This is a genomic window from Clostridium sp. CM039 (assembly GCF_055081075.1).
Genome location: NZ_CM143649.1, coordinates 3,715,306 through 3,729,911 on the forward strand (window position 1 = coordinate 3,715,306; position 14,606 = coordinate 3,729,911).

Genomic DNA, 14,606 nt, shown 5'->3' on the forward strand with positions numbered 1-14,606 from the left:
TTAATTTTATTATAAAACTGTAGGAAACTGTAAGTATAGTATTAAGGTCTGGTTTTATAGTTAGTCTATGGAACCGGACCTTTTTATATTTTATTAATACAAGGTACATTCAAATAAATAGTAAGATAGTAGTAAATAGTAAGTTAGTAGGGTAGTCTATTTATATGAATGTGATTAAATTATAAGAAACTTGTATTATAAACCATATGGGAGGAGAATGTGTATGCAATTCAATAAAAAAACAATCGAGGATATTGAGGTTAAAGGTAAAAAAGTTTTAGTAAGATGCGATTTTAATGTACCATTAAAAGATGGGGTAATTACAGATGTAAATAGATTAGTAGGTGCAATGCCAACAATAAACTATTTGATAGAAAAAGGTGCAAAAGTTATTTTATGTTCACATCTTGGAAAACCAAGTGGAGAACCAAAACCTGAGCTTTCTTTAGCGCCAGTTGCTAAGAAATTAAGCGAAATGTTAAAAAAAGAAGTAGTCTTTGCAGCAGACCCAAATGTAGTTAGTGATAATGTAAAATCTGCCGTATCAAAAATGAAAGACGGAGATGTTCTATTATTGGAAAACACAAGATATAGAAAAGAAGAAACTAAAAATACAGAAAACTTTTCAAAGGAATTAGCGTCCCTTGCAGATGTATTTGTAAATGATGCCTTTGGAACTGCTCATAGGGCTCATTGCTCTACAGTTGGAGTAACACAATTTATTGAGACTTCAGTATGTGGGTATTTAATTCAAAAGGAATTAAAATTTTTAGGGGATACAATAGAGAACCCTGTTAGACCTTTCGTAGCAATTTTAGGTGGAGCTAAGGTTTCTGATAAAATAAATGTTATCGAAAATTTGCTTGAAAAAGTTGATACTTTAATAATTGGTGGAGGAATGGCTTATACATTCTTAAAAGCTGGTGGATATTCTATCGGAAGTTCACTAGTTGAAGAAGATAAAGTACAATATGCTAAAGTTATGATGCAAAAAGCTGAGTCAAAAGGAGTTAAATTTTTAATACCTGTAGATAATATTGTTGCAGATAGATTTTCAGCTGAAGCAGAGCCAGTAGTTACTGAAAGTCAAAATATTGCTGATGGGTTTATGGGACTTGATATTGGACCTAAGACTTGTGAGATGTATAAAGGCGCTATTAGCATGGCTAAAACTATTGTTTGGAACGGACCAATGGGAGTATTTGAATTTGCGAATTTTGCAAAAGGAACAATAGCAGTAGCTGAGGCTATGTCAAAAGTCGATGGAACTACTATAATAGGTGGTGGAGATAGTGCAGCAGCTGTTAATCAATTAGGATTTGGAGATAAAATGACTCATATATCTACAGGTGGTGGAGCATCTCTTGAATTCTTAGAAGGTAAGCTACTTCCAGGAATTGAAGCTCTTACAAATAAATAGTTAAAGTTAAATAAGACATTTCAAATTTTTTAATATACATTAATTGTTGTCCAGATAACAATACTAATAATTATTACTTACAATAAAAGAATACTTGGGGGTTTTTTGATGAGAAAAGGTATAATTGCAGGAAATTGGAAGATGAATAAAACTGTAGCTGAGGCTGTAACTTTAATTGAGGAAATGAAACCGTTAGTTAAAGATGCAAAATGTGATGTTGTAGTTTGTCCTACATTTTTATGTTTAGACGCAGTAATAAAGGCAAGTAAGGGTACAAATATAAAGGTAGGAGCTCAAAACATGCATTTTGAAGAAAATGGTGCTTTTACAGGTGAAATTGCACCAGGAATGCTAAAAGATATGGGCGTTGAATATGTTATAATTGGTCATAGTGAAAGAAGACAATATTTCAATGAAACTGATGAAACTGTAAACAAAAAGATTAAAGCTGCTTATAGCCATAGTATTATTCCTATACTTTGCGTAGGGGAAACTCTTAGTGATAGAGAAGGAAATATTACAGAAAAAGTCTTAGCTAGTCAAGTAAAATTAGATTTAGAAGGACTTACAAAAGAACAAGTGGAAAAATTGGTTATTGCTTATGAACCAATTTGGGCAATAGGTACAGGTAAAACTGCAACTGCTGATCAGGCTAATGATACAATTGCATTTATAAGAGCAACTGTTGGAGCTATGTTCGGAGCAGAAGTAGCAGAAAAAGTTAGAATTCAATATGGTGGATCTGTTAAACCAACAACTATAAAAGAACAAATGGGTAAATCAGATATAGATGGTGGATTAATCGGAGGAGCTAGCCTTAAGGCACAAGACTTCGCAGGAATAGTAAATTATTAAGATGTTATAGTAAATGAATCCACTAATGTGGCTAGACTACTTTAGTAGATGCAGCCACTTTAGTGGATTTAGCTACTTTAGTAGATTAATCTACTTTAGTTAGTTAATTATAACTGTGAACTATTGATACATATACATGTATTTTATTTTAGAAACAACGGATGGGGGAACAAAAATGTCAAAAAAACCAGTAATGCTAATGATTTTAGATGGATTCGGATTATCAAGTAACGTAGATGGAAATGCAGTAGTTGCGGCCAGTAAGCCAAACTATGACAGAATAATAAAGAAATATCCAAGTACGAAATTAAATGCAAGTGGCCTAGAGGTAGGACTACCAGCGGGTCAAATGGGAAATTCAGAAGTTGGCCACTTAAACATAGGTGCTGGTAGAATTATATATCAAGCACTTACGAAAATAACAAAAGAAATTGAAGAAGGAAACTTTTTTGAAAACCTTGCTTTTAATAAAGCTATAGATAAAGCTATTAAGGCAAATTCTTCGGTGCATCTTTTAGGATTATTGTCAGATGGAGGAGTTCACTCTCATATTGATCATTTAAAAGCTTTAATAAAGCTTGCTAAGGATAAAGGTGCTAAAAATGTTTATGTTCATGCATTGTTAGACGGTAGGGATGTGCAACCAGGTTCAGCACTACAATACATAGCAGAACTCGAAGAATATATGAATACAATAGGCGTGGGTAAAATTGCTACTGTATGTGGTAGATATTATGCTATGGATAGAGATAAGAGATGGGAAAGAGTTGAACTTGCATATAATGCTATGGTTTTATCTAAGGGTGAGGAAAATACCTCAGCAATAGAGGCAGTTAAAAAAGCTATCCATGATAATAAGACAGATGAATTTGTTCTTCCGACTGTTATAATGGAAAATAATAAGCCTGTTTCAGCTATAAGTAATAACGATAGTGTAATATTCTTTAACTTTAGACCGGACAGAGCTCGCGAACTTACTAGGGCATTAAATGATAAAGTATTTAATGGTTTTAAAAGAGAAACTTTAAATTTGAACTTTGTATGTACTACGCAATATGATATAACTATAGAAAACGTTGATGTAGCGTATACGCCAGAAAGTTACACTAATACGCTTGGAGAATATGTTAGTAAAATGGGTAAAAAACAGCTCCGAATAGCTGAAACTGAAAAATACGCCCATGTTACATTCTTCTTTAATGGAGGTGTTGAGGCTCCGAATGTAAATGAAGATAGAGCATTAATTCCATCACCTAAAGTAGCAACATATGATTTATTGCCAGAAATGAGTGCGCAAGAGGTTACAGAAGAATTATTAAAGAGACTAGAAACAGATGAATACGACATGATTATACTTAACTATGCTAACCCAGATATGGTAGGTCATACAGGCGTTTTTGAAGCTGCTAAAAAAGCTATAGAAACAGTGGATGAATGCCTTGGAAAAATTGTTGAGTGCGTTCTAGGCAAGGACGGCAGCGTATTTATAACTGCAGATCATGGAAACTCTGAACAAATGCTTGATTATTCGTCTGGAAAGCCAATGACAGCACATACTACAAATTTAGTTCCATTCACATACGTTTCAAATCACAGTAATGGTCTAAAAGATAGTGGAATATTGGCGGATATTGCACCAACTATGCTCCAAGCTATGGGACTCAGTATACCAAGTGAAATGACAGGAAAATCTTTAATTAAATAGGTTAAAAGAAAACTAAATTGAATAATGTATTATCTAAGATTAACTTAAGTTTCCGTAAAGTATAGGATTAACTTAAGTTAACTTAGGATATAATAACATAGAGAAAAAATTTGGAGGTTAGATAACATGAAAAACTTTATTGAAATAATTGATATTTATGCAAGACAGATTCTGGACTCAAGAGCATTTCCAACTGTTGAAGTTGAAGTAACACTCGAAGATGGAACGATAGCAAGAGCATCAGTACCATCAGGCGCTTCTACTGGCATATTTGAAGCGGTAGAGTTAAGAGATGGAGACAAGGATACATATAACGGTAAAGGAGTTTTAAAAGCCGTTGATAATGTAAACAATCTAATAGCTGAAGAGATAGTTGGAATGAATGTATATGATCAAATAGCAATTGACAAAGCAATGATAGATCTTGATGGCACACCTAATAAGGCTAAACTAGGTGCTAATGCAATTCTTGGAGTATCTCTTGCATGTGCTAGAGCGGCTGCTGAGTCATTAGGACTCGGACTATATCAATATATTGGTGGAGTAAATGCTAAGGTTTTACCAGTTCCAATGATGAACATTATAAATGGTGGAAGCCATGCTGACAATAATGTAGACTTACAAGAGTTTATGGTTATGCCAGTTGGAGCAACTTCTTTTAAGGACGCTTTAAGAATGAGTGCAGAAGTTTACCACTCATTAAAAGCATTATTAAAAACTAAAGGACTAGCGACTGGTGTTGGTGATGAAGGTGGATTTGCTCCAGATTTATCATCAAACGAAGAAGCTATAAAAATCATAATAGAAGCTATAGAAAAAGCTGGATATGTTCCTGGAAAAGATATTTATATTGCTCTTGATCCAGCAGCTTCTGAATTCTTTGAAGATGGAAAATACAACTTAGCTTCAGAAGGAAGAATATTAACTCCAGAGCAAATGGCTGACTACTATGTAGAACTTGTAAACAAATATCCAATTATATCTATTGAAGATGGAATGGCTGAAGAAGATTGGGAAGGCTGGAAGTACTTAACTGATAAAATAGGAGATAGAGTTCAATTAGTTGGAGATGATTTATTTGTAACCAACACTGACAGATTAAAAATGGGAATTGAAAGAAAAACTGCAAATTCAATTCTTATAAAATTAAACCAAATAGGTACATTAACTGAAACACTAAATGCTATAGAAATGGCTGAAAGGGCAGGATATACTGCAGTAGTTTCTCATAGATCAGGAGAAACAGAAGATACTTCAATAGCTGACTTAGTTGTAGCTATGAATGCAGGACAAATTAAAACTGGTGCCCCAGCTAGAAGCGAAAGAGTTTCTAAATACAATCAATTATTAAGAATAGAAGAAGAATTAGAAGAAATGGCTGAGTACAGAGGATTGAAAGCATTCTATAACATAAATAGATAATTAATTAAGAGTATAGTCTTTATAGGCTATACTCTTAAATTTTACAATTCATTGTAAACTGTCTTAGAGTATGCTAAAATAATTATGTATTCGATGAATTGGAGGTGTACACATGCATAGTTTTCTAGTAGTTTTACAGGTTATAACTTCAATTGCTATAATTGTATCCGTTATGATGCAACCTAGTAAATCAGATGGATTAAGTGGCCTTATAGGAGGAACTTCTGAAACTTTTTTTGCAAAAAATAAAACAAAAACAGCAGAATCAGTACTAGTAAGAATCACAGTAGTTTCAGCAATTTTCTTTGCTATAACTACAGTGATGTTAAATTTAGTTAAATAATATACTTATCTAAGTAATAATTTAGGTACAATCAAATAAATATTTTATACTTCACAGCAGTTTATTTAAAAAAAATTAATAAGCTGCATTTTTTTATATGATTTTTAAGTGTTCAGGTGATGAGTAGAGACCCAGTAGATGATTTAATAGTATATATGAATCTATGATTATTAGAGGTGAAGGATGATGAGTGAATACAGTTCTAAATTAGAAAGTAATGATATGGATTTCCTTTTTGATGGCATTTTAAGCCTTCAAACAAAGGAAGAATGCTATAGATTTTTTGAAGATTTATGCACTATAAATGAAATTAAAGCATTTGAGCAAAGGATTCAAGTAGCAAGAATGTTAGCAGATAAAAGGACCTATTTGGATATAGCAGGTGTAACAGGGGCAAGTACTGCTACAATAAGTAGAATCGGCAGAGCATTAAATTATGGTAGTGATGGGTATAAACTTATATTAGAGCGTTTGGAATTAGCGAAATAAGTGTATTCATTTTTAACGACATTTTAGATGCGGATAGAGAGGGACGGTTAATATAATATATAAGGAGTGGTTTCATGGATTTGAAAAGTTTGTTAAACAAAGAGCAGTGCGAGGCTGCAATAACAGTTGATGGCCCATTGCTAATATTAGCTGGAGCGGGATCTGGGAAAACTAGGGTTTTGACCTATAGAATTGCGCATATGATTCAGGATTTAGCTATATATCCGTCTCAAATTTTATCCATAACTTTTACTAATAAAGCGGCTGGTGAAATGAAGGACAGAGTGCGTTCTTTAGTAGGCAATATAGCGGATAATATGTGGATTTCTACCTTCCACTCTAGTTGTGTTAGGATTTTAAGGCGAGAGATAGATAGGCTGGGATATAATAAGAATTTCACTATTTATGATAGCTATGATCAAAAAAGTTTGATTAAACAGTGTATGAAGGAACTTCAAATAAATGAAAAAGATCTAACAGATTCAGAAATTTTAGGTAAAATATCGAGTGCTAAAAACGAACTTATTAGTCCACAAAAATTTAAAAAAGAAAATGAAAGCGATTATAGAAAAAACAAAATCGCTGATGTGTATGTTCTTTATCAAAAAAGACTAAAAGGTAACAATGCACTAGATTTTGATGATTTAATTTTTAAAGCAGTTGAACTCTTAAAAAATAATAAGGAAGTTTTGGATTTCTATCATTCAAAATTCAAGTACATTATGGTTGATGAGTATCAAGACACAAATAAAGCACAGTATGAGCTTATAAAGCTTTTAGTAGATGAGCGTGAAAATATATGCGTAGTTGGAGATGATGACCAATGTATTTATGCTTGGAGAGGTGCGGATGTCACCAACATCTTAGATTTTGAAAAAGATTATCCAAAGGCAAAGGTTGTTAAGCTCGAGCAAAATTATAGATCTTGCGGAAATATACTTATGGCAGCTAATGAAGTTATAAGGAATAATTCTCAAAGAAAAGATAAGGCTCTAAGGACTGAAAAAGATTGTGGAGAGAAAATTAATTTATATAGAGCGTTTACAGATAGAGACGAGTCAAATTTTGTAGCAAGTCAAATTAAGAGAATTATGACTGAGGAAAATAGAAGCTATAAGGACTTTGCAATTTTATATAGGATGAATTCTCAATCACGTATTTTTGAGGAGAGTTTCAGAAAAAATTTGATTCCATATAGAATAGTGGGAGGATTAAAATTCTATGATAGAAAAGAAATAAAGGATATAATGGCGTATTTAAAGCTTATTAATAACCCACTTGACGATATCGCTTTAAAAAGAATTATAAATGTGCCTAAAAGAAGTATAGGAGATGCAACTATTCAAAAGATTCAAGAATTTGCAACAGGTATAGATCAATGCTTGTATAGTGCTATTCTAGATGTAGATTTTATACCTACATTGACAACTAGAAATAAAGCATCTATAAATAAGTTTGTAAGTCTTATGAATAGCTTTATGGCCAAAAATGAAACAGGAACAGTCTCTGAGTTAATTAAATCTATAATAAGTGATACAGGGTATTTAAAGCAATTAGAACTTTCTAAGGAACCAGAGGATGAGAGCAGGGTAGAGAATATAAAGGAATTAGTATCAGATGCTGTAGAATTTGAAAGAACTTCAGAAGATAAGTCGCTTTTAACATTCTTAGAAGGAGTAAGTTTAGGTTCGAGCACTGATGACCCTGATGAAACAGTAGAGACTGCGGCAATGATGACTGTTCATAGTGCAAAGGGGTTAGAATTTCCAGTAGTATTTATGGTTGGTATGGAAAATGGGATATTCCCCGGCATGTCTTCGCTTAACAACTTTACTGAAATGGAAGAATCAAGGCGCCTGTGCTATGTTGCTATAACAAGGGCGGAGGAGAAGCTCTACATAACATCTGCCGAGAGTAGAATGGTATTTGGAAGAAATGTTGGGTATCAGCCTTCTGATTTTATCAGTGAAATTTCTCCGGATTTAAAAGAAGTTATCGGGGGAGCTAAGAATAGGACTGTGCAGGTATTAAAGAGAAAAAACACTGGAAATTCACAAAATTATAATCCGCATGGACTACTAAGTAAAACTTCGCCTCAAGATTATGCATCAGCTACAGCGAAAGGAAATGATCCAGGGCAGCAAAGTGTCAATAGTGAGAATGCTATGAATAGAGAAGCTACGGTAGGTAGGAAAGTTAGACATACTAAATTTGGAATAGGTACCATAGTGTCAAAATCGAGTTCTGATAATGATACAATGATTTCAATAGCGTTTGATAACATGGGAATAAAAAAGCTGATATTAGATAAAGCGCCTTTAGAAATGTTATAAGGCACATGAAAATAGGGCTAGCATACTGATTTGCTATTTATTTGAATGCGCTAAGGCATTTTGGATAAAATAGCTAGTGAGTGTGCTAGTTATTTTATTTCATATACCTAGCAGATGAACGTTGATTTCGTGGGAAAGGGTGTAGTTTATGAAAATTGGTGTAAAAGATGAAATTGAAGAATTAAAAAAGACAATTAAATATCACAGTGATAGATATTACAACCAAGATAATCCGGAAATATCAGATTATGAATATGATCAATTGATGCTTGCGCTTAAAGCAATAGAGAAAGAATATCCAGAACTTATCACATTAGAGTCCCCGACTCAAAACATAGGTGGGAACGCTAAAAGAAAAGCTGGGGTATTAGTAAAACATAATGTACCAATGCTCAGTTTGCAAGACGTATTTACAAAAGAAGAAGTCTATGCCTATGTAAATAAAATGATTGAAGAACTTAGTGATCCAACATTTGTTGTTGAACTTAAAATTGATGGTTTGTCAATGTCACTACGTTATGTAGAAGGTAAATTAACAGTAGCTGTAACTCGCGGTGATGGAATCATTCAAGGTGAAGATGTCACTGAAAATGCTAAAGTAATTGGGGATGTCGTGCGGAAACTGAAAGAGCAAGTGCCATACCTCGAGATTCGTGGTGAGGTATATATGGCAAGTGCTGCGTTTGATAAGGTTAATGAGGGGCAAGAGCTATTAGGGAAAAAGATATTTGCTAATCCTCGAAACTGTGCTGCTGGTACATTGAGGCAGTTAGATAGTAAAATAACAAAGGAAAGACAATTATCTCTGTTTATTTTTAATATTCAAGACTCCAAAGGAATTGAATTTAAAACACATACCGAAGGCTATGAATGGTTAAAAAAACAGGGTGTAAAAGTTATTGAGAATTATGTGAAATGTAAAACAGCTGATGAAGTGTGGAATACTATCCAGGCTATAGGAGAAGATAGAGGTAATTTAGCATACGATATTGACGGAGTTGTTATAAAAATTGATAACTTGGAAGATAGAAAAAAGCTTGGTAATACTTCAAAAGTTCCCAAATGGGCTATAGCATATAAGTTCCCTCCAGAAGAAAAAGAAACAAAATTGATTGATATTGAACTATCAGTAGGAAGAACCGGAAGAATTACTCCTACAGCAATTTTTGAGCCAATTCGTTTATGCGGAACTTCTGTATCTAGAGCAATTCTTCATAACCAAGATTTTATCAATGATTTAGATATAAGGATTGGAGATATAATTGTTGTATACAAATCAGGAGAGATTATCCCGAAAATTAAGGCTGTAGTCAAAGAAAAACGTTCTGAGAAGTTAAATAGATTCCAAATTCCAGACCGATGCCCGGTATGTGGAACACCTACTGTCCGTGAAAAAGATACGGCTGATATCAAATGTACAAATCCTAACTGTATGGCTCAATTAGAAAGACACATAATTAATTTTGTTGGTCGGAATGCTATGGATATAAAAGGGTTTGGTACGGCTTATATTAAGGAACTTATCCGTTTAGAATATATTAAAGATGTAGCAGATGTATATTCACTGTTTAATTACCGCGCGGAGCTTATAGAGAAAGGTATAATTGGAAAAGAAAAGAATACAGATAAGTTACTAGATGCTATAGACAAATCAAGGGGAAATGAAGCACAAAGATTGCTGACAGGCCTCGGAATTCCTAATATTGGTAAGATAGCAGCGAAATCCATAATGAAGCATTATAAATCTATTGAATGTTTGCAAAATACAACATTGGATGAACTAATAGAGGTTTCTGATATAGGTGAAATAAGTGCTTTGTGTGTACTAAGATTTTTTGAAGATAATAAAAACAGAGAAATAATTGATAGGTTAAAAGAGTATGGCGTAAATATGGCCGTAGAAGACTCAAATCAGGTCGATAATCTATTTAACGGGTTAACATTCGTAGTAACTGGAACCCTTACGTCAATGGGGCGTAGTGATGCCACATTGATAATAGAAAATCATGGAGGAAAAGTATCAGGTTCTGTTTCTAATAAAACCAGTTACGTTTTAGCAGGCGAGAATGCCGGAAGTAAGCTTACCAAAGCTCAAGAGCTTGGAATTACAGTCATATCTGAAGAAGAACTAGTAAATATGTTAAAATAGTGTGGAAAATGTAAGAAAGACGTCAAATGACGTCTTCTTTATGTTGCGCTACTAATATTTATTTTTCACCTGGACTAGAAATATCTTCGACTTTAAAATCATCTTTAGGATATTCCTTGTGTCTCTGTTTTGAAGATGAGCTAGAGGCGTTTTGTAGAAGTTTTTCCAGTAAATAATTTTTATATCTTAACTGATTAAATATTTTAATTAATAAAATAAAGCCCCATATCGATGTAAGCATAAAAATTAACATGGAAAATATAGAAAAAATTCTTATAGTCAGGATTAACATGGAATAGGCCTCCTAAATACTTACATATATAAAATCTGTAAGTACATATTAATATAATAATGTACATTAAGATAAATAACAAGTCAATTTTACACAGTACAATGATTATATGTATTCATTTATATAATATATAGTTAAAATATATTACAGAATTAAGCGCAAAAAAAAGTGTATATTGCGTATAATGCATTGAAACAAGCTTTAGAACTTCTTTTTTTATTTTTAATTAAGATACGTTAAGAAAAACATATGTTTGAGCGACAGCGAGTTTATGTTTTTCAGGAGATTAATTGAAAATAAAATTAGTAGTTCTTAGCGAAGTGAATGCATTAATAGTAATATATACTTTTTTATTTTTTATTGGATATTTGATTATTTCATATATGAAAAGTTAATACTCTTAATAATACACATATTGGGGGTAATTATGAAAAAGTTATTATGTATAATGTTGATTTTTATGACGATGCTAACCAGTGGATGTATTCAAAAGAAAGTAAAACCAACAACATCTAGAAAATATTTAGTTTATAACTTGGGAGAATTGCCGGCAGACTTGCTTATGACAAATAATGATAGTGTTCGCGAAAAAGACTTGTTATTAGTTTTATTTGAAGGATTAGTAAGAGAAGATAAAGATGGTAAAATTGTACCTGCCATGGCAGAAAAAATTGAGGTTAGTAAGGACAAAATAGGGTATACCTTTAAATTAAGAAAAGATCTACATTATAACGATGGAACGTCTATAAAAGCTGATGATTTTAAAAGGTTCTTTCACAACATTTTATTGGAAAAAGGAAATATTTTTGCTAAGCAATTATATTGCATATTTGGGGCTAAGGATTTTAGTGCAGGAAAAGTAGATTTTGAAAATGTTGGTATTGTTGCAAAGGACGATTTAACATTAGAGATAAGGCTAAATAATCCTAATGAGAACTTTATAAATATCCTTAGCAATCCAGTTTTCACTTTAAGGGGAAATAATATGGATACAAGGAACTGGAAAGATAGCTACAGTCAAATTCAATATAGTGGTCCATTTATTATAAAAGAGGTAAACAAAGATGGAGAAATAAAATTAGTAAAGAACGAAAAGTATTGGAGAGCCAATGAAATTGTTAGTAATGAAATGCTATTTACTTCTATAAAGGATGAAGAGAAAGCTTTAGCAAATTTTGAAACTTCGCAGTATAGTGATACCTCAAAAATTGATGTACTTGTAAGTCCACCAATAAGTGAAGTAAGTGCCCTTAGCACGGAAAATAAAACTGAAGTTAAACTATCGCAGAGTATGTATTATATGAATTTCAATCTAAAAACTAAAAATATACTAGAAAAAAGAGATTCAGTGGATATAAATTTTAGAAATGCAATTGGTTCAATTATAGATCGGGAATTAATTATAGAAACTATATCAGAAGATGTAGCGGTTCCAACAATAAATTATACACCTTTTACTAGGTCTAATGACAATAGTGGTAAAGTGATTTTTAATGCATCCCAGAATAAAATTAAAGGCTTAGAATATTTAAAAAAAAGTAGTAATTATGAAGAAAAACAAGAATTAGTTATGGTATATGAAAATAAAAATTTTGATACTAAAATAAGCAAGGAAATAGCTAAAAATATTAAAGAATATTTAGGTATAAAGGTAGTGTGCACTGGATACACAAAAGATGAACTCGAAAAAGTACTTAAAGAGGGAAATTATGACATAGTATTTTCAAAAAATGATGAGGAATATGGAGACATTTATAAATTCTTTACTAGATGGACATCATATTCAAAAGATAATATTTATGGATATAAGAGTTCGGATTATGATAAAACTATAGAAAAAGCATTGATGGAGAAAACCGATAAAAATAAAGTAACAATTTATAATCATGCACAATCTATATTAGCAAAAGACTTACCATGTATACCTATATATATAGGCAATACAGTTATTTGTAAAAGAGAAAATATTAAAGATATCTATTTAACTAAAAGCGGGAATTTAGTGTTTGATTATGCTTATAAAGAGGCTAAGACTGATTCCAAATAAAATTAAGCTTTTTTTCTTATACTATGCTAATAAAAGTATATATTGCGTAGAATGCATTTTAGCCATATATACTTTTTTGTTATAGCATAATATAAGAGAAAATTATTAACTCTTAATATTAGTGAGTGTGGAAAAATATTGTTAAGAAGAATATAAACATATTTTTGCTGCTATCAAAAGATAACTTACTTTGCTTAAAGCTCTCCTTTCGTTTATTGTATACCACATTTTTAATGAATATAGAAGCTAATTCATTGGTTTCAGGTGTGGGGATTTCAGGCATTCTAAAATCATCCTCTTGTATCAAATCCTCTGATTTTAGTGAAAAATCCCTGTAATGTTCAGCGTTATCTAAAGAGGGGGACTCAGGCCAGCTTAAAATTATACCAGAATCCAAAATTTGATGTTTGAAAATATCCTGAAGCATGAAAGAATTATCTTCAATATTGTTAAAATCAGAATATATGATTTGGCTGTAAATGTATAATAAGAGCTCATCACAAGTATAATTTGTCTCTTTATCAGCACTTTCCTTTAGCAAGATACCTTTATCGGCATCGTATAAGTCTGTAAGCTTTTCATATAAATCGTCACTAGTATCTTTAAATTTAAGAATTAATGTATTATTATACATAAGCGTACAGTTTATAAAAAGCATACAGGAATGATCTAATTTAGCATTAACAATTAAAGATGGCTTAGCATTATATTGATCTATAAGCAAATCTAAAAAATCTAGCAATAGGGTTTCGCATAGTTCTAAGCCAGAGTACTTATAAAAAATATTTAATGCTAAGCATATCTTATTAAGTTCCTCAAAAGAAACATTGTAAATTTCTTCCTTATACTGAGAAAACATATCTAGGATATCTAGAGCAAATTGTTTATATTCATGCTCTTGTTTTACGTTATTATAAGTAGAATATTTGTAGTAAGCAGACATCATAAAGGCTTGATCAGAAAATTTGAATTTATTGTTTTTATCTTCAAAATTAAATTCTTGGTTTAATGGATTAGTTAAATCTTTTTTGTCAACAAAGAGCCCATCTTTATTTCGAAAATAAGAAGCATAAAATTCTAATTGTTCTTTGCAAAGTTTAAGGTAAATAGAGCTTAGATCATATTTTGTATCATCGACGTCCTTAAAGTTATTATAATAGTCTACGAGTTCCAGTAGTGATAAAGTCATGAATGCATTACTATTAACAGTTATTTCTTTCTTTACTTTGTTCTCATTCCAATTTAACATGCCTTCTTTCGATTTTAATTTAGCATCTGCTTTTTTGTAAACACATAAAAGTGGAGAATTTAAATTAATTGTGTTAATATCAATCTTAGAAAAGGATTTAGATTTTAAATCGCGTGAGGGAATATATATGCCACATTTAGAATCGAAAACTATATCCTTTAATGATTCTTTTGATAAGTAGAAAAATTGATTTTTTATGTTAGTTTTGTTTAATGTATTGGTTTTTAAAAAAGGTCCTAGAAAATTCAACATAACACCACCATATAATTAGTACTTATATAGATAATATGATTACAATTGTT

Annotated in this window: 11 protein-coding genes; 9 read left to right on the plus strand and 2 right to left on the minus strand. The window is 31.7% G+C overall.

Translation table 11 applies throughout. The features are described 5' to 3' along the window. Nucleotides 1–223 precede the first annotated feature (223 nt). The 8 genes from ACWJJ2_RS17390 to ligA all read left to right on the plus strand — a co-directional run bounded on the left by ACWJJ2_RS17390 (nt 224) and on the right by ligA (nt 10,716). On the plus strand, nt 224–1,420 hold the full coding sequence (locus ACWJJ2_RS17390) for a phosphoglycerate kinase (RefSeq protein ID WP_462953621.1): 1,197 nt from the start codon (nt 224–226) through the stop codon (nt 1,418–1,420). A 108-nt stretch (nt 1,421–1,528) separates the two neighbouring features. Next, nucleotides 1,529–2,275, plus strand: a complete 747-nt coding sequence (tpiA, locus tag ACWJJ2_RS17395) for a triose-phosphate isomerase (RefSeq protein ID WP_220286094.1) — start codon at nt 1,529–1,531, stop codon at nt 2,273–2,275. A 175-nt stretch (nt 2,276–2,450) separates the two neighbouring features. Further along, nucleotides 2,451–3,980 (plus strand): 2,3-bisphosphoglycerate-independent phosphoglycerate mutase, encoded by a 1,530-nt coding sequence (gpmI, locus tag ACWJJ2_RS17400; protein ID WP_216301900.1) that lies wholly within the window; start codon nt 2,451–2,453, stop codon nt 3,978–3,980. A 126-nt stretch (nt 3,981–4,106) separates the two neighbouring features. Beyond that, nucleotides 4,107–5,402 (plus strand): phosphopyruvate hydratase, encoded by a 1,296-nt coding sequence (eno, locus tag ACWJJ2_RS17405; protein WP_165412702.1) that lies wholly within the window; start codon nt 4,107–4,109, stop codon nt 5,400–5,402. Between the two features lie 112 nt (nt 5,403–5,514). Next, nucleotides 5,515–5,745: a preprotein translocase subunit SecG gene (gene secG / locus ACWJJ2_RS17410; protein ID WP_216301901.1), complete on the plus strand. Its 231-nt coding sequence runs from the start codon at nt 5,515–5,517 to the stop codon at nt 5,743–5,745. A 186-nt stretch (nt 5,746–5,931) separates the two neighbouring features. Continuing rightward, the gene (locus ACWJJ2_RS17415; protein ID WP_216301902.1) at nt 5,932–6,234 is read left to right on the plus strand and encodes a YerC/YecD family TrpR-related protein; all 303 of its coding nucleotides are present in this window, start codon (nt 5,932–5,934) and stop codon (nt 6,232–6,234) included. 74 nt (nt 6,235–6,308) lie between these two features. Further along, nucleotides 6,309–8,567 (plus strand): DNA helicase PcrA, encoded by a 2,259-nt coding sequence (gene pcrA / locus ACWJJ2_RS17420; protein ID WP_216301903.1) that lies wholly within the window; start codon nt 6,309–6,311, stop codon nt 8,565–8,567. 154 nt (nt 8,568–8,721) lie between these two features. Continuing rightward, entirely contained in the window at nt 8,722–10,716 is a 1,995-nt protein-coding gene (gene ligA, locus ACWJJ2_RS17425) for an NAD-dependent DNA ligase LigA (RefSeq protein WP_462954360.1), read from the plus strand. A 58-nt stretch (nt 10,717–10,774) separates the two neighbouring features. Here the strand turns inward: ligA and ACWJJ2_RS17430 are convergent, their stop codons facing one another. After that, the gene (locus tag ACWJJ2_RS17430; RefSeq protein ID WP_220286093.1) at nt 10,775–11,008 is read right to left on the minus strand and encodes a hypothetical protein; all 234 of its coding nucleotides are present in this window, start codon (nt 11,006–11,008) and stop codon (nt 10,775–10,777) included. A gap of 427 nt (nt 11,009–11,435) precedes the next feature. Between ACWJJ2_RS17430 and ACWJJ2_RS17435 the strand changes: the two genes are divergently transcribed. Continuing rightward, entirely contained in the window at nt 11,436–13,055 is a 1,620-nt protein-coding gene (locus ACWJJ2_RS17435; RefSeq protein WP_462953622.1) for a peptide ABC transporter substrate-binding protein, read from the plus strand. A gap of 118 nt (nt 13,056–13,173) precedes the next feature. Here the strand turns inward: ACWJJ2_RS17435 and ACWJJ2_RS17440 are convergent, their stop codons facing one another. After that, nucleotides 13,174–14,556 carry a hypothetical protein gene (locus ACWJJ2_RS17440; protein WP_253198076.1) on the minus strand — a complete coding sequence of 461 codons (1,383 nt, stop codon included), beginning with the start codon at nt 14,554–14,556 and terminating at the stop codon, nt 13,174–13,176. Between the last annotated feature and the right edge of the window lie 50 nt (nt 14,557–14,606).